Below are 25,899 nucleotides of genomic sequence, written 5' to 3' on the forward strand. Positions count from 1 at the left end.
ACCAAATTGGTTAACCAGATTGGTTTGTTAAATCTATGAAATTAACTTCAACATATTGCTATTGCATTCGATAATATCATTAATTAAATTTATTTAGTTTACAAGGACCGTCAATAGCTACCTGATTTACAGCCCTTGCCTTAACTAAACTAACTCAAAATCTTATTAATGTTCAACTGATAAATCGAATAATTTCACGCTAGCAAAAGCACCTTCGTCTCTTGTTTGAAAGTAGTTTCCTACTTTAAAATAATTTTCAAATACCCCCCAACGTTTTATACTCGGACTATCGTAAACAAAAAATTCATTTTTATTTAAAGAAACAACCATTTTACCATCAGTCACTTTCACTTCTATTGTAAACTTTCTGAACCCTACTTCCTCTTCAAAATTTCTGCCTTTATCATCAGTCCACGCTTCTTTAAATAGTATGCCCTTATTATCAACTCCTGCAAATTTTAAAACCTTGGTCTTAACCCTGATTTTACCATTTTGCCAATAAATTTTCAATATTGGAGGAGCATTATTATCTTTTTGACCTATTAATTCTTTCTGTTCATTGGTCAATCGCCCGTGAATTTGAGCAATTATTACTTTATGATATTTGCCATTATCTGCCCTAGTAACCTCACCCATCGCCATTTTAGCTTTCAAAATACCACCCTGAGCAAAGGTCCAATTTACATTATCATTACCCGGCTCCATTTGTTCACGAAGTTCTGACCTAGAATACTTCGTATTTGCAGTAGTTGCATTGGTTGGATAGGCATGAAAAACTATAGCACCAACGGCCGAATCATTGTACATGAAAGGTCTTAAGACCTCATTGTTCGCATATTCTAGAATTTCAGGTGGCCTAACACTAATTGCGCCTCCTTTACCTTTTCCTTCTGGTATAGTAACCTTCCAATGGCTTAAATCTACATTAGGTAATTTGACCTTTTTTTTGCTCTTCTTTTTCTTCTTACTGATTTTAGTCTTCGAATTTGAATCCCTACTAATATCCGTTTGACATACAAGATTTGCAGTTAAAAACAACATTAGAAAAACCGCAATAGATTTTTTTGAAAAAAAATTCATTGTATAAAATAAGCAAAGGGTTAAAGAAGCAAATAGTAATAAACTAACCTTCATTAGTACTATAACCACCCAGTCTTTAATATAGACCGAGTGGTTTTATTATAGTAGTAATGGTTAGAAAAATTATTCAATAATAACATTATCAAAGAAGGCCTCTGCAGAGTTATCGATAACATCTACGTTTCTAACGTAAATGACTATCTCACCAGTTGAAGCAGTGAATTCAAAAGTATGTGTTGAATATGCATCACCGTCAGTATCAAAAATATTTGGTATTGCGTAATAAGCATCAATTACAGGGTCTGTTTTTGAAGCATTAATAGCAATCTCATCTTCGATTTGAGTATTCAAAATAAATACTTCTGAAGTTATGCCTCCTGCAGTAGTTCTAGCATCAATAGAGAAAGTATAAGTCTCACCTGCTTGGACTGTTACTACTTGATACAAACGACGACCTTTTTCATCTAGTTTAGCTCCTCTCGTACCATTGTTTCCATCACTAGTAGAACCGGCTTGTTCACTGCCATCACCAAAGAATCCATTTAACCAAGAGTCTAATGCGCCATTATCCCAAAGTGGGTCATATGGACTATCTATAGTTTCACCATCATTATTGACTACTGTTGAGTTCGGTGTCATATCCCAGGCATCAGCATTATCACCAGTATTCACAGTAAACTCATCAAATGTACCATTAAGAACTTGCACAACAAAACCTTCAGAAATCACTATCTCTGCCGTTTCAACATCAGTATTACCAGTAATACTCGTTGCTGTCAATGAAACTGTATAAATACCATCTTCATCATACGTATGTGAAGGGTCCATTCCTGTAAATTGGAAACCATCACCAAATTCCCACAATAACTCAACTGCATCAATAGAAGCATCCATAAAATTGACTGTTCTGTAATCATCAGGATCAACTTCATAAGTAAAGCCTGCCGTAACCGGCGCCAAAATATTTATGGTTTGCTCTAAGGTATTGGAAAGGTTAGACTCATTAGTAGCTACAAGCGTTACTGTATATTCAGCGGCCTCAGCATAAACATGAGTTGGCGATTCTTCAGTTGACATATTTCCATCACCAAAATCCCATTCGTATGCAGTTGCACCAGTAGATGAATTTGTAAATGTATATTCTAAAAAGTTTACTTCACTTTGCTCTGAACTAAAACCTACAGAAGGTGGCACTGCCCCTTCAGCACCTATATCAATAGTAAAATCATCAAGCCTTGCTTCTACATCTCCGTTTGTAAAAAATATAGCTACTGTATTATTTGTCCCTGAATTAAAAGACAATTTTTGTTGAACATAGACATCAGGCTCCGAATCATCCGTAACTGTAACAGATGCTATTGTTCCTGCTGCAACCTCTTCTATAGTAGTAAATTCACCTCCATTTTCGGTCACTCCTAAAACTGAAACAATCAGTCTTGGGTCAGAAGAACCACTTAGCATTGTATACCAAAAACTTAAGTCGTAGTTCATATCTGGATCAACTGTTATTTCTTGGTAACCAGCACGATCACCTGCAGGAACAGGTAGTTTAGCTCCTTGATCTCCGAATGTAACAGGGCTTCCAGTAATTTGAATAACTCCTCCAATATCATTTCTCCAAGAATCTCGACCATCACCACCACCTTCAGGTAAAGTATCATCTTCAAAACCAGCTTCTAAAATAATTGGCTGAAAAGGACCTTCTACAACTATAACATCAATAGAAGTGGTGCCTGAAATACCATTACCATCAGTTGCTGTCAGTTCAACAGGATATGTACCTTCTCCAGCTTCAAAAGTAAATGAAGGGTCTTGATCCGTTGATGTATTGCCACTACCAAAATTCCAAGAATACGATAACGACTCTGTAGAAAGGTTAGTGAAATTAATAGTTCTAAAATCATCAGATGAAGAGGCATAAGAAAAATTAGCCTCAGGAAAAACCGTGTCCGCTTTTGAATTTGAACCAGGTAATTCATCTCTAAAAATTTCATCGCCCACACAACTGGCAACAATACTAGCGCTGATTAGGGTCATCAGCAATAATTTTGTTTTGCTAAATATTTTTAATTTAAATCTCATAGTTTTTTATATTAATATTAATATCCAGGGTTTTGAGTCAATAATCCATCACTAAGATTAATTTCTCTAGCTGGAATTGGTAACAATAAATCTCTTGCAGAATATACATAACCCATTTCAAGGGCATGTGCACTCAATACATCATTGGCTACACCAAATCTTAATAAATCAAACCATCTTTGATTTTCAAAGGCTAGTTCTACTCTTCTTTCAGTTAAAAGCTCATCTTTAGTTACACTTGAAATAGCGTTTGGTGCTGTCGCAGGGAAAGCTCTATCTCTAACAGCCTGAAAAGATTGTAAGGCTCCTAAGTCTGATGTGCTAGATCCTGCTCCAATTGTAGCTTCAACATGCATTAAAAGCACATCAGCGTAGCGTAAAGCGATATAATCGTTACCCGCATTACGAGCATTATCACCATAGGTAGGAGGAGATACAGATATATCTGATCCTTCTGGCAGATATTTAATAACTTCAATAGAACTACCTAAAACAATGAAAGACTGTGGACCTCTTACACCACCGAATGCACTAAAGTCAGTTACTAGATTATCATTTACAATGTTTTGACCGTCTTCTCTACCTTGTCTTGAAAACGAAGTAAATTCCGATGAGAAACTTTGACTTTCAAGGGTATTTCCGAATTGGTATTGAATTGCAAAAATTATTTCATCATTCAATTCATTATAAAATACATCCGAGTAATTACTTTCTAATGCAAATGCACCAGAATTTATAATTGCTTCACATAACTGCTCTGCCCCGGTATAATTAGGAGTCGGCTGTGTCAAATATACCTTAGCCAAAATACCCTGAGCAGCGGACCTTGAAGCACGTGATTTAAAAGAATCATCTAAAACACTAACTGCCTCTTGCAAGTCTGCCACAATCTGAGCGTAAATTTGTTCTTCAGATACTCTAACAAATAATGTTTCATTATCCTCCGGACCAACAACCTCAGTAACTAAAGGCACATCACTAAACAGTCTAACTAATTTAAAATAAGCATAAGCTCTTAAAAACTTAGCTTCAGCAGTATACTTTGCTTGATTACTTGCATCAGCAACATCAATAAATCTAAGTACGTTATTAGCTCTAAAGATTACTTCAAACATCGAAGCGTAAAAATCTTCTGATTCTACATTATTTGCATCAACAACATATCTATGAAAATCAGATTTCGAGCCTTCTAAAGTTGCGTTCCTAGTATTATCAGTTCTATGCTCTGTTAAAAGGTGTTCAAATTGTAAGCCTCTATTGAAATTACCAATATTAGTTTCGGTATTTTCATTGACACCTTGAAGTGCATCATATATCCCTATTAAACCAGATTCAACATCAGCATCAGTTTGAAAGAAGGATTCTTCTACAACTACAGTATCTGGTATCGGATTTAAAAATTCGTCTGTATCACACGATACGAAAAATACCGTCAATGTGAATACTAAATATTTTATATATTTCATAATAATTCTTTTTTTAGAAATCAATATTTAAACCAAGTGTTAGTGTACTGAATATAGGAGTACCAGCTCTTTGTGAACCAAAAGCTCTTATATTACCATTGTCATCATGTTCTGGATTAAAACCATGATAATCATCTGCAGTTATGTAAAGGAGGTTTTGACCAGTAACATAAACTCGTAAACCTTCAAGACCTATATTTGATAAAGTTTTTTCATCAAAATTATAGCCAATATTGACATTTCTTAGTGAGAAATAATCTGCGCTTGCAATTACTTCACTAGTTAATACCTTTTCTTGAATAAAAGATTCATGAGGAACTAAGCCATCTGCAACGGCTTGTGCTTCTCCACCACTTCTGGTTCTATTACCAAACCAATTATAGAAATACTGGTCACCAATATTATTTACTTGGGCACCTAGACTACCTTGTACCATAAAAGAAACATCAATCTTACCAATTTTAAATTCGTTCGTAAAACTGTAAATCAAATCTGGGTAAGGATCTCCAAGAATTGTTTTATCCTCTTCTGTAATAATTCCATCACCATTTAAATCTTTTACGATAGTATCATCGGCTTGACCATTGATTCTGTTCCATGGATTATCAACATAAGTAGTTCTAAATGAAGTTTCATCGTAAGCATCAGTATCCACTACATATCCCCAATAAGATGAAATAGGCTCACCAATTCGGTTAATCCATTGTGAATTTCTACCATATGTATCTTCTATTAAAGCGTTATTTGACTCTCCAAAACTTAACAACTCATTCTGATTAGTAGATGCGATTAAAGTTGAATTCCAACTAAATTTTTCACCCATTATATTACGGGTTCTTAACTCAAATTCTAATCCTCTGTTTTGAACTTCACCTAAGTTTACGATACCACTGTTGAACCCAGTTACATAAGAAACCGGATTTTCTAGTAATAATTCATCACTATTTCTTTGATAATAGTCAATTGAACCTGTGATTCGATTGTTCCAAAAACCATAATCTAATCCAACAGTCAATTCTTCCGAAGCTTCCCATTGTAACAAGGCGTTCGCTATATTTAAAGGAGCACCACCAGTTACCAAACTACCATCGACAACTGCGTTTGCATTTTGAATTAGCGCTAAGTAAGGCCATGTGTTTTCTACATCAGAACCAACATTGAAGTTCTCTGACCCTGTGAAACCGTAACTTGCTCTAAACTTTAAATTACTTACTAAATCACTAGATAATAAGAAATTTTCTTTTGCAACATTCCAACCTACTGAGACCGCAGGGAAATTACCCCACTTGGAGTCAATACCAAAAACAGAACTTCCGTCACGTCTAAAAGAGGCATTAAACAAATATTTGTCCTTGTAAGAATAATTTAACCTCGCGAAGTAACCAATTTTCTTTCTTTCAATATTGGATTGAAAAACTGTTGTGTTGTCAGGGTTACCACCTTGAACATTTCTTAAACGGTCATCTGTAAAACCATTAGTCTCTACTTGACTGACTTCACTTTTTCGTTGTTGTACAGTAAGACCACCTAATAGATTCAAATCATGATCACCAAATGTTCTACTATAATTTAAAGTATTATCAGAAATTAACCTTGTACGAAATCTATTTTCTAAGAAATAGTTAGATCTTGATGCGCCTGAAGCATGATAGTTTACACCATCGTATCTATCTCTCTTGCGTTGTTCCAAAGTTACCCCCAAAGAAGTTTTTGCAGTTAAACCTTTAGCTAGTTTATAACTTAAATAGGTAGACCCAAATAATTTAGTGTTGAACTCATAATGTTGACGTTCAACATATTGCTGATAAGGATTAGAATCTCCTGAAGTTCTAGGTCTCTCAGTATTCCCATCATTGTCATAATCTCTATTCTCTAAATGATTTTCGAAAAAATAATCTCCAACGCCCACATCAGGATAAACATCACGATTGATAAACTGCAATGTTTCTTCCGTATGATATATCGGCAACCAAGGAGATTGTCTTGTTGGATTATGAATCGATGTTGGTAATCTTCTTTGCTTCGTATAAGAAGGAGAAGCCCTAAGACCAAACTTTAATTTTTTACCAACTTTAGTATCAAATTTCAAGTTTCCAGTATATAGCTTGTAATCATCTGTAATTACAACACCTTCATCATGTAATGATCGTAGTGAAGCACTGAATGTTGAATTTTCTGTTCCGCCTCTAGCAGAGAGAGAGTGACTAGTTACAGTACCTCCATCAAAGAACACATCTTGCCAATCTCTATTAATACCTGTGATATTAACTAAATCTAAAGCGTATAAGGTTTCACCAGATAGCGTTCCTGTAGCAGCTTGCTCTTTGGCTGCCCAATCATTCAAATCTTTGCGATAATCGTCACTACCATGAGCTTGCTTATAACCTGTATATGTCTGATAGCTAAATTTTGTTTTACCTGCACGACCACTTTTGGTTGTAATTAAGATCACACCATTCGCACCTTCACTACCATAAATAGAAGCCGAAGCGGCATCTTTTAATACTTCAAAGGACTCCACATCGTTCATATCGATGTTAGCCAAAAATTCTGAACTAACTACGATACCATCAATTACCAATGCTGGTCCAGTATCAGCACTTACAGAACCAACACCTCTAATATTAATTGTCGGTGCACCCCCAGCCTCGGCATTAGTAGCTTGTATATTAACACCAGATACCTGACCGATAAGGGCATCATCAACCCTAGAAACAGCTATTTGATCTAAAGTTTCATTTACAACCTTAGATATAGAACCTGTTACTGTTGATTTTCTTTGAGTACCATAACCAATGACAACAACTTCATCAAGTTGACTGGCATCTTCTTCTAAGATAATATTAACGGATTCTTGTCCACTAATAATAACGGTTTGTGTGGCATAACCGATATAAGAAAATTGTAATACATCACTGTTAGAAACAGAAATCGTATAATTTCCATCAAAATCGGTTTGTGTACCTCTCGTAGTATTCAAAACCACAATATTCGCTCCAGGGATTGGAACGCTATTTGCGTCTTTTACGGTTCCAGAAACACTATAGGTATCCTGGGCAAATAATTGTATGTTGACCAGCAACACCACAATTAATAATAGTCTCGTTTTTAAGTTCATTTGTTATTCAGTTAATTTCAAAAGTTATTTAATCTCGTTTCAAGTGCTTTGAAACTCTACTAATTCAGTTTAGTTAATCACGCCTTCTCAATAAATTCTAAAGAAGAATTCGTTACTTTTGAATTCTTCAAATTCACAGAAAATGTGTTTTGTCGAATTTTACTTCCCTCCTAAAGAAGTAATAGTTTTGAAGGACAGGCGTGCACCTGTCCTTTTTTTGTGCTAATTCTTTATCATTTTTAAATTTTAAGTTTAATTATTTTTTGGTCAACCAAATTGGTTGACCAGTTTGGATTACCAAATATATGTTATATGTCTGTTAAAAAAAAACGAAATAACCATTAAGTTGTTAAAATTTTAAGTTATCGTAAAAATATTCTATTGAATTTTTCGGAAGTGTAAAATCAGGTACTATTATTCCGTTAAAATTTCCTTTAAAATAAAGGCGCCAGTCCAGGAAATAATATTTTCATCAATTTGTAACGAATGTTCTTTGTCTGTGCTCGCTTCTCTGTTGGAAAGAATAAAAAGTTTTAGCTCACCATTGTTATTTTCATATTGTACTGCTGTATAATCAGTATCATTATGTACCACGGAGATATTTTTAATGTTACTATACGCATTTAATGCTAATTCCGATACTGGACTATAAGTACCATGAGATTCAATTATAGAAGCAAAAACAGTATTCTTGGTATTCTTTCTTCTCAGTATTAAAGTTGGTTCATGACGTAAATTAAATTCGGGATCATTAGCACCTATACGACCTAAAATCATTTCATCTTCATTAGAGCTAACAGCAGAATATGAATAAAACTTGTTATTTAACAACCAAGTTAATTTCATATTAACATCATTCGAAACGCCAAATGCCTCTTTATATAAATGTTGATAGCCGTTTTTACTTCCGAATACAACAGGAGTATCATGTTTTTCGTAATCAAAACTTGTTTGCATTATTTGACCTAAATAATAAAATGGTAAATCGTACTGATTAATTTTATCTGAATCTACTTTTAAAATATCTAGAATGTAAGGCTTTGAATCTTCATCATCCTTTATAAGTACCATAGTCCTATGCATAGTGGTACCAGGATACGCGTTTGATTCTTTGGCACTTGCAACTTGAAGGTTCTTATTCTCCACAGAAAATAGATATGACTCTGAATGATGTTGACTGCCTTTATCATACTTCCCATTAAAGTGCGACATTTCGTTTTGCACTAAGGTATTATGAGAAATACTTTGTTTTGCCCAAGTTTTATTTTCCTTCAGATAATTACCTCCACCTTTTTGTTCAATATTTACATAGCGAGACATTCCATAGTCTTGTACTATTTCATCTCCATTTTCGAATAAAGCAAAAGAAAGTTTATCATAATGACCATGGCTTAAACCATGTGCTGTGTATTTAAACACAAGTTCTAAATCATCACTTCGTAAAATTCCTACTGCGCCTTCATCGCCATTTGCCCCATCAGACAATTCAATTGAACTTTTCACAAATGGTATAGCCCTATTTTCCTTAATGCCTAGCGCTACTGAGAGCCCTGAATCATCAAGTGTAACTTCTTCTTGTTTTTTGGCTATACTTAGCAACTCTGGATTATTTCCTCCAAAATGGTAGGCAATATCAACAGCTGAAACTAAGGAAGTATTGTAATATGACATTCCCTTTTGTGAATCATTTAAAAGAAAAAAATCACCATTGGCGTTGGACAAATTCAACAAGGCATTTACTCCCTTTAACAATACACCATCTTTATATTCCAAAACCTTTAAGTCTGGTTTTTTATTTTGTAGTGCTTGAGCGAATATTAAAAAAGGGTACATGGCATAACGCTGATAATAGGGACCTTCAGTGTAATAGCCATCTGGAGAGAATGGTTCATCTAGATTCGCAAAAAAACCAGTTTTTCCATCCTTATTTATATAACCACCATCGTTATCTTTTAAAGTCTTATCAATTTCTACATCTTTTAAACCGTATAAGGCCCGTTGTAATAACGAATCATCTTCCATAACTAATGCAATCATACCTACGGCTACATTGCCCCAAGTGCTATGGTTATGTACGCGATTAAAAAACTGAGGATTATCTTTTGATATATGATCAGCAAATGGTCTAAATAAATCTGTTTCTAAAACTGTACGTTCTTCTTTAGTTAAATAATCATAAATACAATCATAGGCTTGACTGGTATAAACTAACCAATTAGAATCATTTAAACACTGCCAAAACAATTTACCTCTGGCGTAGGAACGTGGTTTCGGGTGAATAGGCAAAGTTGGATAAAGCCTCGCATATTCAAACAATATGTCTTTTACATATTTAGCATAGCTTTCATCATCTAAAATTTGATAAAGCATTCCTGCTTTTTGCATTAGACTGTAATTCTTTTTGTGGGTTGAGTGCGTATAACCGCCAGAGTAGTCTTTAGGGATTGGTACATCAAAACCCTTTTCTATTTCTGCGTCAATTTCTTCTTTAACTTTTGCTAAAGTGTTATCAAAAATTGGTATTGTTCCTAAATTCTCTCTTATGGTTTTTACCCCTTCTTTTGTTAAAATTAAATTAGGGTGTACTAAATTGGAATTAGAGACATCCGTTTTTAAAGATTGAGCACTTGTACATGAAGTCATTATCAAATACAGAACCAGCACTATTTTTAAATGATTTTTCATACTATTAATTAATGACCATTAGGACGCGTTGAAGCTCCAACAGTAGCATGCTTAAACCACACCTCAGCATAACTACCATTATCATACTGTTTTTGAATGTCACCTCCGTAAATTTCAGCATTGGTACTTTTGGCGTTGGCTTGGTTGTAAGCACCTTGTTTGAAGTAATTTATTTCACCGGCATAAGCATTATCGCGCTCTACTCCTCCGCCCTTTTCTCTGTTGGCATAAACTTTTAGCACTTGCTCAGGAATAGCTTCTCTTGTTGTAAAATCAGATTTTATTAAACTCTTGGTAAAACGGACAGTTTCATGATTTTCACTTGTGAAAGTTAAATACATTATACCCTCATGAACGTTCACTTCATAACTAAACTCTTCACCTAAAGCAATACCATTTTCGGGTTCTTCTGGATATTCCGTTGCGCTTGCACCTACATCGGAAAAATCATATCCCCAAACTGCAGTAGAATAATCAAATCTGCCAATATTATCTCCTGCTGTATTAATTTCATAATTCCAAAATACCGAACCTTTTGTATGCCCCGGAAACTTTTTATAATAGATTTTTAGGGGTTCATTCTCATGACCTTCATCACTGTGAATTTGTCCTATTACTACCGAATAAGATGATGCTTTGGTGGCGTCGCCAGTTGTAGAAACATGCATCACTTTTAAAGTACCCGTTAATTTGCCACCGGTTTCAGGTATCCAATGGGCTTTCTGTCCTAACTCTGTTCTTGTATTGCTAGACGTTCTCGAAGTAACACCAGAGTTTGGTGTCTTGTAAACCACCCAATCTGATTCTCCATCATTTTGCACATAAAAAAACCCTTCCTTTTTATAGGCGACTAAAGAATCATTATAGGTTCCATCTCCCAGTAGTATTTTCCATTCATCCAAAAAAGGTAAAACATCACTAGGATATTTTTGTTCAAGTTGAGCCGTATCCTCAATAGTCGTTTTTGAATTCTGTTTACATCCAATAATTGCTAAAATCAACAGAAAAGTAAAAAAGGCTTTCTTCATTTTTTATAGGAGTTTCAAAAGATTGTTAATCGAATAAAAATGTATTAATACATCAGCTTCATCACCAGATTTTCTTCTGTTCTTATTTCACCTGAATTAAGAACCTTATTATCTGATTCCGTGTTATTTTTTGCTCCCCATAATATAGATACAAACTGAACGTCATTATTTTCAAAGGTATTCCCAACTAATTCTACATTTACTATTCCGTTATGATTTAAGAGCCTTTTATTTTTCTCTTTGCCACCACAATTTGTAAAAGTGCTATTAGAAACTAAAAGATTACCTCCAATTGTAGATTCATCATAACCTCCTCTATAATAATCAACAACGTTTTGATTTACAGCATTAAAATTACAATTATTGATAGTGAGATATTCTGTATTATAATCGCCTTTATCATTAGTTTCTTCAGATAATTCAATTCCGTTTTCACAATCAGAAATAGCGGTGTTTTCAAAAGTAACACGTTCGGCAAATGATTCTTTATATGCCTTCAGGACGTAATCAAAATCGCTGATTTCAGAATTCAAAACTGTTAATCCAAAATGATTAGACATGTCTTTTTTTAAACTGGCAAAAGCATAATTAGCCTTATTCCCTTTAAGGCTAAGATTGTTCACTGTTAATTTACCATAAGGTTGAAGCGAAAACAATGGAGTTTTTGAGGCCCCTGAAAAAACTAGTATCGCTTTTGCGTTTTCTTGAGATTGTATTGTAATGCTTTTATTTATAATTAAAGATTCGTCTATCGTAAAAACACCATCGGCTAAAGCAATTATATCGCCGCTAGCAGCTTGATTCAGCATAGCTTGTAACTGCCCAACTTTTTCCACTACATGTATGATTGGGTCTTTTGCTGCAACTTCATTAGAAAACCAAGAAGTACCGTATTTTGACTTGTCTAGTATGTTAGGGTTGGTGACATCAACACCTAAAACCGCACCTATACTATTGCTATCTTTTCTAGAGACCCCTAACAAATCACTTTCAATTGTATCAAAGTCAAAACCATTATAAGCTTCGAAGTCATTTGGTATGCCTACGGGAATAAAAACATTTTCCGATAAAGCTCGAATTTCTAAAGGAGCCTCAACGATACCCTCATCAAAGTTTTTAAAAGCAACACCTTGATTATTAACGATATTATTTTTGAACATTACGCCATCAGCTTTATCATTCTCAACAACAATACTTTCTAATCCGTTCTCATTGTAAATGATATTATTGGCAACGGTAGTTCTAATTGCACGTGCTGATCTTATTTCAGAAGGCGGTAATACATCTGCTTGAGCTATATTAGTGCCAACTCCAAATTGCCAAGGTGAACTACAATTGACATAGGTATTATAAGCTACAACAACATCGGTCACCTGATTATAACGGTTTAATGGAGATTTAGGAATACCATTCATAACTGCTAACGGACTTCTAAAACTTTTTCCTTTAAGTCCATAGAAATAATTGTTCACCACCCAATGTCCTGTATTTATTATTCTTATTCCACCGTAATTTTCGTTGACACCATCACCGATAAAATAATTTCCATCAACGGTTACATAGTTGCCATGTCTAGTAACCAAAGAGCCTTCACTTTTAAAGAAAACATTGTTCTTAAATACATTAAAGTTCGTCTTGCTTGAAATTACCTCAACTTCACCATTACATTCTTCAAATAAATTATTAGCAACATAAGTGTGACTTGGAGACATAGATGTGTAACTATCACCTAACTGAATAGTTTCGCCACTCGGACCACCTTTCACTGGTCTTGGACCAAAATGATTATTTACTATTTGATGATAATTATTAATACTCTCAATACCTGCAATACTTACCCTTACCGTTGGACCCCTATTCGTTTTTCCTGCGATATAGCAGTTGCTTAACTCGTTGTGCCTTCCCCAAAACTGTACCCATAAATCACTATCATCGCGTTTTGGTTTGTTGAAGTCTTCAATAACACAATTGGTTACTTTACAGTTATTTGATATTTCATCGGGCTTATCCTTATGTCCAATTTTAAAATCGATAACGGCGTTTGAAGGAGAAAAACCATTTTTAAAGTACAATCCTTCAACCGTTAAATATTCGCCACCAAATTTTAAATAAGAAAGGCCTTCAATAGTAACCTCACCATTAGTTTCTGCCCTTAATACTATTGGCTTTTCTTTTGTGCCTTTTGCTCTGAACTTAATTTCAACATCTTCCCATTTACCATTAGCCATTATGATTTCATCACCAGGATTTGCAGCAGTTATTGCTTCATTTAATTCTACAATATCTTTTACGTAAATGCCATTTTTACTGCTATTTGTGCTGCAAGAAAATATTGCAAGTACAATACTTAGTAATAAGAAACTTTGTTTTATCATTTTGATTTTTTAGAACCTTTTGGGTATATGTTGTTGTATTGAAGTTTATTTATTTGAAATAAGTACACTAAAGTTAAGAGAGTGTTTTATAACTTGAACGGATTAAATTGGTTAACCAGTTTGGTTTACCAAAAATACATATATTTGTTAGACCCGCAAATTTTTAACAAAAAAACGAGCTCAATAACATTAATTAGCACCTAAAAATGCAGGAATCGAAAAAAGTAATGAGCAGAAGAAAATTTACCAAACTATCTGCTGCCGCGTTAACAAGTCTGCCTTTATGGAGTTTTAATGATAATTTTCAACACAATTCTGCAAAAAACTCAAAAGAAATAGAAGTTTATCTTTTTTCAAAGCATTTGCAATTTCTTGATTATGAAGAAATGTCGGCTGTGACTGCACAAATGGGTTTTGACGGATTAGACCTTACCGTAAGACCAAAAGGTCATGTACTACCAGAGCGGGTTACAGAAGATTTACCCGCAGCTGTTAACGCTATGACCGCTCATGGGTTACGGCCAGCTATGTTGACTACCAATGTTTGGGATAGTACCAATACTATCAATATATCTTTATTAGAAACAGCATCAAATTTAGGATTTCAATATTATCGTACTGGATGGTTAAAATACCCGAAACATAAAAAAATATCAGATAGTCAGTCCATTTTTGGAGAAGAAGCAAAAGACTTAGAAACGCTGAATAAAAAACTTAACCTAATTGGTTGTTATCAAAATCATGCCGGTAATCATGTTGGGGCTCCAATTTGGGATTTACCTAAAATATTAGCGCATACCGATAACAAAAATATAGGCTGCCAATATGATATACGCCATGCAGTAGTTGAAGGGGGCCAAAGTTGGGAATTAGGACTAGAAGTAATACGCCCTTTTATCAAAACAATAGTGATAAAAGATTTTATATGGAAAAAGCAAAATGGGGTTTGGAAACCTTTTAATGTGCCTTTAGGACAAGGCATGGTCGATTTCAAAAAATACTTTTCGATTTTAAAACAGTATCAAATTAATGTTCCTATTTCATTACACCTTGAATATGATTTAGGAGGTGCTGAACATGGCGATAGCGAAATAAGTATGAGCAAAAATGAAGTTTTTGATTTTATGAAGGCAGATTTAAAATACCTAAGAGAAACTTGGAAACAGGCTAAATAAAATTTTTTGACAAATAAGTATGGAAAATAATTCAATGGACATTATCAATAAATTAAAACAAGTAAGCACGGCAACTATAGCGACTTGCTTATTTAAAAAAGGCTTGAAATATCAGTTTATTCAAGACGTACAACCTTTAAGAAAAATGACCGAACCTATGGTTGGACAAGCGTATACGTTAAGATATATTCCGGCACGCGAAGATTTGAATCCGATTTCTGTTTTTAGAGATCCCAAACATTTACAAAGAGTTGCGGTTGAAGAATGTCCTCAAAATCATGTGTTAGTGATTGATAGTCGAAAAAGTGCAAGAGCGGCCTCAGCGGGTTCAATTTTAGCCACTCGATTAATGAAACGCGGTGTAGCTGGTCTCGTGACCGATGGTGGATTTAGAGATTCAGCAGAAATTGCCGCGTTAGCTATGCCATCTTATCATCAAAAACCTTCTGCACCAACAAACTTAACACTAAACCAAGCCATAGCAATTAATGAGCCCATTGGTTGTGGTGATGTAGCAGTATTCCCAGGTGATTATATCGTGGGAGATAACGATGGTATTATGGTTATACCGCAGCATCTTGCTCATGAAGTAGCTGATGAATGTTTAAAAATGACCTCTTATGAAGATTTTGTGTTGGAGAAAGTAGGAAATGGAACTTCAATTATAGGACTTTATCCAATGACAAATGATGATTACTTAAGCGAATTTGAGGACTGGAAAAAAAATAGATGATTGTTTATATTTTTATACATAATTCAAAAATAAAAGTGTTTTGAAATATAGAAACCTCGTTAAAAACGAGGTTTCTATAACTCATTTTAATTCTCCAAACGACTTAAATCATTAGCTTTGAGTATGTTTATTAGATAGAATACTCAAATATTATTAATCTTTGATAGCACATTAATTTACAAAATAAGGACCATTAATAGTATTTGGCTGAGTTTGAATCATCATTTGATCCCCGTCTCCATTAAAGTATAAAATTTCTTGTGTGGTTGGTCCAAACTGAACCTTTGTAGCAGCACCAACACTTTCAAAAAAGTCAACCCCGAATACGGTATTTGGAGCAACACTTTCAGACCAGACCCAGCGATTAAGAGGTAATTCAAATTCTAGTAAAGTTGTACTCTTACCATCATTTGAAAAATAGCGTTGAGTAGCATTGTTACTATATTGAATTGCGGCATCAATACCATCATTAGCAAAAGGAAAAGAAGTCCATGGGTCAAGGGTATTTGCATAAAAGGTACTTGTTTCAAAAAATTTGGGTGACCCATCAGTATTTTTCTCTATGGTACCAATTGGATTAGTTGGTGAAGAGAGATTGGAACTTGCAGAATTATAATCAAATTTTAAAAATTTAGTACCATCCCTATTGAATAAATGTATTCTATCTTCTCCCCAGCGGACTGCTGCCCCAATAGGACCTGTACTTATATTATTTGAGGTTATTGCCCCTTCCCAGTCACTAACATCCCAAATACGTGGCGCTTCTCCGCTACCTACATTATAATAGGCGTATTTATCACCTGCTTTATTATACAATACAATAATCTTACCGGTAACATGAAAAGCGGCGCCTATTCCATCTTCAAAAATATCCACCAAGGGACGATATGCCTCTGGAGGCAAAACACCTTTTACTTCGCAGTTAACGATATCATATTCTGTAGCCAATTTTACCCCTATAATCTCATCAGGGCGTTCTACACTTCGAACCAAATACGATAAAGGCAAACCTGCTTTTATATCGGTGCTTGCTCCTATTTTATTTGCAATTGCGGCAATAGAAGTTTCACCCAAAAGTTGAAAAGAACCTTCTGCATCACCACCATATGCAATGGCTTTAATTTTCACCTCTTTTAAGGAATCAAAAGTTTCTACATCTAAAGAGCCACTGGCATTTATAGCAACAGCGTCATAGGTTGCTTTTAAACTCGCCTGCATTTCTTGACGGCTAGAAGTAGATTCAATTAGCATATAAAAGATACGCCCATAGGTAACCGATGATATAAAAGTAGCTGGGTTATCTGACTGTACATAAGTTTGAAGCTGTTCTGGTGTTACGTTTTCACCAAATATTTCATCTAAGCTAGTTGGTAAATCAAAACTCATCGTATAATAAGACTGATTCACTTTTACCAAAGTTCTGTTATATTCTTTTTCTGTACTAAATGATAAGCTTCCTTCTACCTCTGTAGTAAATGTTTCTACCTTAATTCCCATTTCTAAAGCCATTTGGCTTTCAGATTCAACTTGAATAATATCAACCTGAAAATTAGCAGGAACTACTTGACCAGCATTTGCGATAATATTATTCATTCCATCCTGAATAGAGCTCTTACTAACTTCGTTAACGGTAAAAGTAGAATTTGTATTACCGTTATTAAGGTCATACGAAATGGTACCTCCGGCGCGGCCTACAACAATGGGTTTTGGAGTAGCATCTGATAAAGTTTTGCCTTGTAATAGACTGCCTGGGTAAATAACATCTGCGTTAGTATTAAATAAAGGAAATGTTCCGTTCCCATCTAATACACTCACCGTCTTGGTCACACATACCGATCGTTCTGTAACTGTGCCTCCGCCCTCTTCTTCTCTTTCATAATCTTCGTTCATAGGAGCAGATTCTGCAAGTACCTCTTCTGTTCTGGATGCAGGGTACGGCTCAAAGTCACCACCTTCTGCAATTACTTCTGCAAATGTAAGTTCAGCTTCTGCATCTTTGGGTTCTTCTATGGCAATTGGTTCTTCCGTTGCTTCATCTTTACTACAACCTGCAAACAAGAACAAGAACAGTGCAAAAAATATTAAATTCTTCATTTTAAAATGGTTTTAATTATGATTGTTTATTTAGCTATTTAAAAAATGGCGGCTGACTGTAAAATACTGCCAGAATAATGATTGCAAGCTATTCAAGATGTGCGTGAGATGAAATACGTAATGATGACTATAAATACGTAGGGCTACGTAAGGGCAAAAAATGATATATTTTGAAGACTAAATAGTAGAAAGAAATTCCTTGTTTTCTTTGGTCCAAACAATAAGTGCATCCATTTCTGGTGAAAGATCAAGTTTAGCAATAATATTAGATCGGTGTTTTTCTACCGTTCTACTAGATACGCTTAACTGAACGCCTATTTCTTTGGAAGAATTGCCTTGAGCAACTAAGCGTACGATGGTTCGCTCTGATGGTGATAGCAGTTTAATTTTTTGTAATTGTGGGGCAATCTCCTTATCAATTACCTCGTTAAAAACCGAACTAAAATACGGTATACCCATACTAACACTTTGTATACATTTGTGTAACTCCACAAATGGCTCATCTTTTATCATATAGCCAGAAATGTTTAACATTTTGGCTTTATGTATAAAACCTCTTTCCTTATGAGAGGTAAGAATGATAAAATATGTATCTATATTTTTCTCCTTGCACTTTTTTACAACTTCAAAACCAGTAAGCATTGGCATTTCTACATCTAATAAGGCTACTGTTGGGTTTAAGGCTACAATTTTTTCTAAGGCACTTGTCCCATTTTCGGCAGTACCTATTACATTATAATTATAATCTTTTAGCTCATCGACCAAGCCCTTTAATAACAATGGGTGGTCGTCTGCAACGAAAATAGTTACGCCATTACTCATCTAAACTGGAATTTTTACTAATATGGTTGTGCCTACTTCTTTTTTACTTTTTATAGACAAGCTGCCTTTTAAAATACGAATACGTTCTGCCATGGTTTTTAAACCAAGACTGTTGTGCAACATACTTTTACTGGTTTGAAAACCTTGTCCGTTATCTTTTATTAAAACCTCAATGGCGTTTTTGCCCTTTACGATATTAACAATCAAAGTTTTCGCAAGCGAGTGTTTAAGAACGTTGTTTACTGATTCTTGAATAAACCGATAAAAATTAAGCGTTTCTGCATCATTAAAACTGGTGTTGATATCATCTATTTCTACGGAGAAAAACATTTCTGTCTCACCGTCTAAATCGAATAACAATTGCTCAATACTTTTTGTTAGTCCTAGCTGTTTTAATGTTGCTGGGTATAAATCTCTTGATATACTTCGAACCTCTTCTAAAGCGGCATTGGCAAGTGACGATAATTCTAGCTGGTCTAAATTTTGTGCTTTCTTCTTCATAAAGGTTAGTTGTTGCCCTACACTGTCATGAAGATCCTTTGATACGCGAGTACGTTCGATTTCTTGTGACTCAATTAATCTCTGTGTAAAATACTCTTGTTGTTGGATATCTTTTTTTGCCTTTTGTCTTGATTTAAGCGCCAAAACAAAACCAAATAATGATAAAAGCCCTATTCCGCCAAACCACAGAAATTGACTTTTTAGTTTATTTTGAGTATCTAATAAAGTAATATCTTTTTTCTGTGCTTCAATTTGAAAGTCACGCTTTTCGGTATCATACTGTATTTGTAATTCATTAAACCGGGTTGCTTTTTGAATTGTAAAAATGCTGTCTTTTAACCTGCTGTAAATCTTAAAATTATCTACAGAACTCTTATAATTTTTGAGTGCATAATCACATTTTGATATTAAATAGTAGGCCCACCTTCTATTATTTGCACTAACAACTTTAGATAAATCTGCAGCTTCCAAAGCAAATTTTTTCGCTTCATCATATCTTTTAATCTCGATATACGTTTCAGCAATATCATTACAAGTATGTGCTGTGCTTCTATCTCTTTTAAGTTCTTTTTTAATGGCTAAAGCTTGAAAAAGAAAGTCTAAAGATTCATTGGGTTTTCCTTGTTGTCTTAAAGTAGATCCAATATTACCTAATAAAATAGCCTTCGTATCTAAAATATCAATATCATTAATAGACAACTTTTCTATCTTTAAAAGGCCCTTATTAAAATAGTTAAGTGCACTTTGATAATTTCCTCTTTTCTGATTCAGAACTCCTAGATTTCGATAACTTGTTACCAGTTCCTTATCATTTTTATTTTGTTCTTGTAATTTTAGTGCTTTCAGAAAATTTAATTCCGATTCATTTAAATCACCCGTAAGTATATAAATAGAACCAATTAATGAAAAGCAGTTGGCAATTTCCTTTATTTCATTACTTGTCTCATTAATTCTTAAAGCTTCAAAAGAATGAAACAATGCTTTTTCAAAGTCTGAAATCTGTCGGTAAATTCTCCCTAAATAATACTGACATTTTGCAACATCAGCTTGTCGATTTTGATTTTGAAAACTAGTTAAAGCCTTGTCAGTATAGGTTAACGCTTCTGGAATATCTTTAGTTTCATAAAAATAGGTCGCTAAATAAAAGTCGCCTAAAGTTGTTAGATATTCATCATCATTTTTTTTAGCTAGCTCTCGTCCTAGCTTAAAATTATACAGAGCATCTTCGTAATTCTTACTTTTAAGAGCAACCGTTCCTGAACTATAAAGCCCTTCTGCGGTCAATGAATCTTTATTTATAAGTGGTATCTGTTGCGATGCATCATCGCTTTTGGAAAGTTCTTGAGAATGTAAAAATGAAGAAATTAGGCATAAAACTAATACGATACATTCTTTCAAGTTAGTGAGGGTTTTTCTAAAGGTATACCTTTTAAATTACAAAAAACTAAATCTTCATATTATTAATGATTACCAAATAACTTCACTTAGAAAACCAGAATTAGAATAAGGTTAAATTAATTTTGTTGCTAATCGTATACTTGAAAAATGGTTGTAATCGATTTCTGATGATCTCAAAAGCAAGCCAAAAGACCTTAGCTTAAGACGATTGGCAGAATATTAACATGACCAATATAATTATCATCTTTTAGTGTTTCATATAATCTTGCCATGTAACCAAAACAAATTTTTCTTTTCCATTTTCTGATTTCCTCAAAAAACCAAATTCGTAGGTAAATAGATACACTTCGCCCTTTTGGTTTTTCCAGTAGTGGGTAAAAAAATCAGGGTTAAAACCTAAATCAATAAGAATTTTAGCTCTAATGACTGATTTACCAGCTTTATTATATTCTTTCAAAAGTTTCCTGTTCAGTTTAAGTTGATTGTCCACCTTATTAAAAAAACGTTGGGGTCCTTCTTTTTGCTTTTTGTATTGATAGGCGCTTTTACAATGAAGATTACAATACTTTTTATCGGTGCGTCCGTCCAGCTCCTTATTACAATACAGACAATTATTTTGTATTCTCATTCAATTTTAAAATTAGTCGAATGTTATCCGAACAATATTCGCTTAAGATACGACTAAGTTGATTTTAATACCTAATTTTTGCCAACATAAAACACTCACTCTATGTCCAATAAAGCAATTATTTTTAGTAAGGCCATTTTACAACAGCAAGAAGTGTTGCTAATTACGTTTAATTATGATTTTGAAATTAAGGAAAACGTAAAATCTTTCGGGGGTGTTAGGTGGAGCAGCAGTTTAAAAGGTTTTTATTTGCCTTTTTCAAAAAAGACCACCAATACGATTTATAAATATTTAAAAGGAAAAGGCTATTCAATTGACTTTGGGTCTTTAACTAACAATGCGAACAAAGCAAAACCTGAAATTAAACACAAATTAGAGCAAAAAAAATATAGGCCTTTATCTGAGTACAACCGAAAGCGACTTCAAGAATATAGATCCTATTTAAATGGCCTTAGATTAAGTTCAAGTACGGTGGCAGTCTACAGTAATTTTGTAAAGTTATTCTTAGAATTTATTGGTGAACTTAAGAGTTCGGAAATTAAACAAACCCATTTTAGACAATACACCGAATTAATAGTGCAGAAAAAACAATATAGCATAAGTACACATCGGCAATTAATTGGCGCATTAAATCATTTTTCTGTTTTATGCTGTAATGAAGATTTTAAGGGAAGTGGGCTAAACCGCCCAAGGAAAAATAAAAGCTTACCAGCGGTATTAAGTCAGCAAGAAGTGATCTTATTAATAAGAAGTACACCGAATTTGAAACATAGAGCTATTATTGCTTTACTATATTCTGCTGGGTTACGTATTGGAGAAAGCATTAATTTAAAATTATCTGATATTGATTTACATAGAATGCAACTGCGCATTAATTTGGGGAAAGGAAGAAAGGATAGGTACGTAGGTATTGCCCAAAGTTTTTTACCATTGTTAAAGAACTATTTGGCCACTTACCAACCAAAAGTCTTTTTTGTTGAAGGAAAAAACGGCGCTCAATACTCGGCTTCAAGTATTAGAAAATTTCTTTATAGGGCTTGTAAAGCAGCAGGCATTCACAAAAAAATCACTCCACATACCTTACGACATTCTTATGCAACTCATTTAATAGAAAATGGCGTTGGTTTGCGGCATGTACAAGAGTTACTAGGGCATTCTAAACCTGAAACCACTATGATATACACCCATATTGCAAAGAAAGATTTATTGCAAGTTAAAAGTCCTTTAGATATGGCTGTTGAGCAATTAACAGAAACTGTAAAAGGAGCATCAAATATCTCGATAGCCGGAAACACTTACGGATAAAAGCGTATTTTAGGGATGATATAACAAGTTAGGCAACATATGTTAAAAATTCTACCAATATTGACCTTTTTGCTCTTAACGCTAAATTCGTCAGGACAAAATTGTGAGTATTTGGAATACTTTCGCCTGACCGATTTAGCTAAAAACGACTGTAAAAAAGAGAATTTTAAAGACGCTAGAAGGAATTTCGAACTCGCATTTGAGAAAAATGTATTTCCATTAGGCCACGATTTAAGCTATGCCCTCTTTACCGCTGATAAATTAAAGGACGACCAATGGGCCAGAGATATAGCCGAAAAACTGGCTAAAGGAGGTATTCCATTACGGTATTTTGTAAAATTCAAAAAGAACAAATGGTACAAGGAATTTGAATCTGACTTTCAAAATTATGCTGAGCATTTCAAAGAACACTTCGATTTAGAAATCAAGAATCGCTTCTTACAAATTTCAAAAGACGATTCTGATTTTACTGATAAATATCACGAATGGAGAGAACGAAAAATAGAATTACCCATACAAGAATTAATTGATGGTGCGACAAGCGTTTTAACGGATTTTAAAGATTTCAACATTGAATATGGCTTTCCGAATGAACTTAAAATGGGATACAATTATGTACGGCAAAAAAATAGAATTGAACCTTACAAGATTGACGTGTTAATGATTCATATTTATCAAATGGGAACACGTCTTTTTAAAGACGACATTCACAGTTTTGTTTGTAGCGGCTCATTCCATTCGAGTTTTGAAAAAACAATAGAAAGAATTCATGGTTTCGGAGATAGTACTGGAATTGAACAGGAAATGAAAGCGAGGTATGAAAAATTCAGAGGGACGGAATAATACGTTGCCTAACAATGGCTATAATTCATAGCTCCCCTACTCTTTCACAAAATTCGCTACTTTTATATGGCTGGATTTCAGTCCGACAATTCCCGTTGGGAATCGCCGCCACGAAATCATAGCCGAGACCGTTACCTACAATTATGAAAAACATTCCGTTACTGATTTTAACATTGATTTTAATTGCAAGTTGTAATTCAAAACAACCTTCATGGGAATTGGAAAAATTGACTAAAAAACTGACCGAAAAAGAAAAGCAGATTTCTGATTTACAAACACAAATTGAGAATTTAAAAAAAGATAAAAGTTCATCTGAAAACACTCAAACTTCGGATTATTATCGCTTCGTAGAAACTTCGGACACTGAAATAAATGTTGCGGAAAAATTAAAAAGCGGAGAACGGAAGTTAATTGACAAAAAGGACTTTAGAGACACTTTAGATATATCAGACAATTTTTTCGTTTACAAACATACTTCTGAAATCACTCAAACGTCTGAATCGGAATTTGAATCAATCCTTCGGGATTTTGACCAAGTTAAATCGGAATATGGAAATGACTTTTTTGTGAGAGTAATGACTTTTTATAATGGACAACGTTTGCCATTAGAAACCGAAAACTCAAAAACTGATATTCATATTTTAATCCAACCAACTGAATTGGGTTATGAAAACAAAACGTTCGTGATTTCAGACTTTTATGATATTGACATAAAAACGCTCGAAAAGAAAGAGAATAGTGTCGAACTGACATTTGAACACGGAAAATTTCCGAGAAAAAGTGAGTTAATAATAATAAAACCTGAATTAGTAAAATTTGGAAATAAATAACTGTAGGTAACAATGGCTATAATTTATAGCTACATTTTGCTAGCTTAAAAATAATTACTTTTAATACGGCCGGATTTCAGTCCGACAATTCCCGTTAGGAATCGCCGCTACGAAATCATAGCCGAGACCGTTACCCAACATTTGAACAAAATGTACGCAAAACTGAAATACATAATTCTGACTTTACTCTTAATTGGACTTGGGCTATCAATTTTCAATTACACCAAACTATCAGAATATGAATCTATTTCAAAATTCTATTTACCTGCAATATTGTTCATTATATTACTTGTTTTCTTTTTCCTTCCAAGAAAATGGAAAATAAAAAGTATAAAATTGCCTTTGACAGCACTCGGAATTGGAATATTATTTTCTATTGTAAGTGCCTTTTCAACATATGAATATTTTGACAATGAAAGAAGAAATAAAATATTCGTTGAATACAGTGCTTTGACTTGTGAAGAAATGAATAAACGATTTTCTAAAGATTTGGAAAATGATGAATTAAAACACTTTTCTGGTGGATTTGCTGGAACTGGAAATTTAGGCAAAAACTTGAAAAAATATGACATTGAGCATTTTGACCTTGGTTGTATAATTCAAGGAAATTTAATGTGTTACAGCGAACTAGTTGGGGATTATCTGAAAGAGAAAGAAAATGTTGAAATCACTGAACTTTCTGAATAAAAAACGTTGGGTAACAATGGCTATAATTTATAGCTAAGCTGCTTAAAGGCTTCTCAGGAAATCCTGACGGATTTCCAAAACTCCATCTCTTTTTGCTAACTTCAGTTCTTCGGCTACAAAATCATAGCCGAGACCGTTGTGCTTCATTATGACAAACCGCTGACCAATGATAAAGTTCTTTCGAAAAATTAGACAAAACTTGCTTTCAGAGGGAAAAACTGTAAAGTATTTCAAATATGCCATTGGAGAAATTATACTAGTCGTTATTGGAATTTTGATAGCTCTATCCATTAATAATTTGAGCAATAACATCAAAGACCGGAACTTAGAGAAGCAATACATCTCGAGTCTGATAAATGACCTTCAAGATGACTCAATTGTAATTTCTGAAATAAAAATGGTGTCGAACGAACAAGTGAAAAGAAAGAATAAATTAATAGAGTATTTTGAGGGAAAAGAATTTACTAATGATTCTATCGCCCATTTCTTTTCTTCACAATGGGAAATAACATATGAGTTCAACCCAATTACGATAACAATAGATGAATTGAAAAGCACAGGAAGAATAGGACTCATTCAAAATTCCAATACTAGAAAACAAATCATTAAGACATATAATACCTACGAAAACTTCACAAATAATTTTCAGTCATATTATGAACGTGGTAGAGAAGAGTTAAGACAAATAGCATTAAAAATACCGAGGGTATTTGATGACAGATTAACTATTAATTCAAAAACACCTGACATAATTGATGCTTTAAATAATGATGAACTTAAAAATCGTGTATTGGCGAATTATGCTGTTACGTTAAATGAAAAATTACAAATTTTACAAGATCAAAATCGGCTCTTAATAAAACAGCTTAAACAATATGAATCTGATATTCAAAAATAACGAAAGCACAACAATGTATAACCGCAATTACGGCGGATTCGACTACCCCGAGGTCTCGAGGCAGGCTGTCCGAATCCACTAGGAATTGCTAACGTCAGTGCTAAACCGAAAATTAACGCATATAAACCCGTAACTGACGGTTATACGAGAC

General features: G+C 34.0%; 18 protein-coding genes. 7 read left to right on the forward strand and 11 right to left on the reverse strand.

Annotated elements, in window-relative coordinates; genetic code table 11:
* Positions 1-165: 165 nt before the first annotated feature.
* From RM542_RS10050 to RM542_RS10080, 7 genes are all read right to left on the reverse strand, one after another.
* Positions 166-1,080, reverse strand: a complete 915-nt coding sequence (locus RM542_RS10050) for a polysaccharide lyase family 7 protein (protein WP_311385619.1) — start codon at positions 1,078-1,080, stop codon at positions 166-168.
* A 123-nt stretch (positions 1,081-1,203) separates the two neighbouring features.
* Positions 1,204-3,117, reverse strand: coding sequence for a PKD domain-containing protein (locus RM542_RS10055; RefSeq protein ID WP_311385620.1), 1,914 nt, complete (start codon positions 3,115-3,117; stop codon positions 1,204-1,206).
* A 62-nt stretch (positions 3,118-3,179) separates the two neighbouring features.
* On the reverse strand, positions 3,180-4,628 hold the full coding sequence (locus RM542_RS10060) for a RagB/SusD family nutrient uptake outer membrane protein (RefSeq protein ID WP_311385621.1): 1,449 nt from the start codon (positions 4,626-4,628) through the stop codon (positions 3,180-3,182).
* A gap of 13 nt (positions 4,629-4,641) precedes the next feature.
* Positions 4,642-7,746 (reverse strand): TonB-dependent receptor, encoded by a 3,105-nt coding sequence (locus tag RM542_RS10065; protein ID WP_311385622.1) that lies wholly within the window; start codon positions 7,744-7,746, stop codon positions 4,642-4,644.
* 414 nt (positions 7,747-8,160) lie between these two features.
* Positions 8,161-10,431, reverse strand: coding sequence for a heparinase II/III family protein (locus tag RM542_RS10070; protein ID WP_311385623.1), 2,271 nt, complete (start codon positions 10,429-10,431; stop codon positions 8,161-8,163).
* Positions 10,432-10,439: 8 nt separating this feature from the next.
* Entirely contained in the window at positions 10,440-11,459 is a 1,020-nt protein-coding gene (locus tag RM542_RS10075) for a polysaccharide lyase family 7 protein (RefSeq protein ID WP_311385624.1), read from the reverse strand.
* A gap of 44 nt (positions 11,460-11,503) precedes the next feature.
* Entirely contained in the window at positions 11,504-13,834 is a 2,331-nt protein-coding gene (locus RM542_RS10080; RefSeq protein WP_311385625.1) for a chondroitinase-B domain-containing protein, read from the reverse strand.
* Between the two features lie 206 nt (positions 13,835-14,040).
* Between RM542_RS10080 and RM542_RS10085 the strand changes: the two genes are divergently transcribed.
* The gene (locus RM542_RS10085; RefSeq protein WP_311385626.1) at positions 14,041-15,009 is read left to right on the forward strand and encodes a sugar phosphate isomerase/epimerase; all 969 of its coding nucleotides are present in this window, start codon (positions 14,041-14,043) and stop codon (positions 15,007-15,009) included.
* Positions 15,010-15,028: 19 nt separating this feature from the next.
* Positions 15,029-15,742 (forward strand): ribonuclease activity regulator RraA, encoded by a 714-nt coding sequence (locus tag RM542_RS10090; RefSeq protein ID WP_311385627.1) that lies wholly within the window; start codon positions 15,029-15,031, stop codon positions 15,740-15,742.
* Between the two features lie 171 nt (positions 15,743-15,913).
* Here RM542_RS10090 and RM542_RS10095 read toward each other — a convergent pair whose 3' ends face one another.
* The 4 genes from RM542_RS10095 to RM542_RS10110 all read right to left on the reverse strand — a co-directional run bounded on the left by RM542_RS10095 (position 15,914) and on the right by RM542_RS10110 (position 21,185).
* Positions 15,914-17,836 carry a thiol-activated cytolysin family protein gene (locus RM542_RS10095; protein ID WP_311385628.1) on the reverse strand — a complete coding sequence of 641 codons (1,923 nt, stop codon included), beginning with the start codon at positions 17,834-17,836 and terminating at the stop codon, positions 15,914-15,916.
* Between the two features lie 177 nt (positions 17,837-18,013).
* Complete coding sequence (locus tag RM542_RS10100; RefSeq protein WP_311385629.1) at positions 18,014-18,658, reverse strand: response regulator transcription factor; 645 nt, start codon at positions 18,656-18,658, stop codon at positions 18,014-18,016.
* A complete protein-coding gene (locus RM542_RS10105; RefSeq protein ID WP_311385630.1) occupies positions 18,659-20,557 on the reverse strand; it encodes a sensor histidine kinase in 1,899 nt (632 codons plus the stop codon).
* 247 nt (positions 20,558-20,804) lie between these two features.
* Entirely contained in the window at positions 20,805-21,185 is a 381-nt protein-coding gene (locus RM542_RS10110) for a hypothetical protein (RefSeq protein WP_311385631.1), read from the reverse strand.
* 102 nt (positions 21,186-21,287) lie between these two features.
* Between RM542_RS10110 and RM542_RS10115 the strand changes: the two genes are divergently transcribed.
* From RM542_RS10115 to RM542_RS10135, 5 genes are all read left to right on the forward strand, one after another.
* Entirely contained in the window at positions 21,288-22,490 is a 1,203-nt protein-coding gene (locus tag RM542_RS10115) for a tyrosine-type recombinase/integrase (protein ID WP_311385632.1), read from the forward strand.
* A 111-nt stretch (positions 22,491-22,601) separates the two neighbouring features.
* On the forward strand, positions 22,602-23,333 hold the full coding sequence (locus tag RM542_RS10120) for a hypothetical protein (RefSeq protein WP_311385633.1): 732 nt from the start codon (positions 22,602-22,604) through the stop codon (positions 23,331-23,333).
* 143 nt (positions 23,334-23,476) lie between these two features.
* Positions 23,477-24,163, forward strand: coding sequence for a hypothetical protein (locus RM542_RS10125; protein ID WP_311385634.1), 687 nt, complete (start codon positions 23,477-23,479; stop codon positions 24,161-24,163).
* Positions 24,164-24,499: 336 nt separating this feature from the next.
* Entirely contained in the window at positions 24,500-24,850 is a 351-nt protein-coding gene (locus RM542_RS10130) for a hypothetical protein (protein ID WP_311385635.1), read from the forward strand.
* 166 nt (positions 24,851-25,016) lie between these two features.
* Entirely contained in the window at positions 25,017-25,748 is a 732-nt protein-coding gene (locus tag RM542_RS10135) for a DUF6090 family protein (RefSeq protein WP_311385636.1), read from the forward strand.
* Positions 25,749-25,899 lie beyond the last annotated feature (151 nt).

It is taken from the genome of Croceitalea sp. P059 (genome assembly GCF_031846365.1).
GTDB lineage: Bacteria > Bacteroidota > Bacteroidia > Flavobacteriales > Flavobacteriaceae > Croceitalea > Croceitalea vernalis.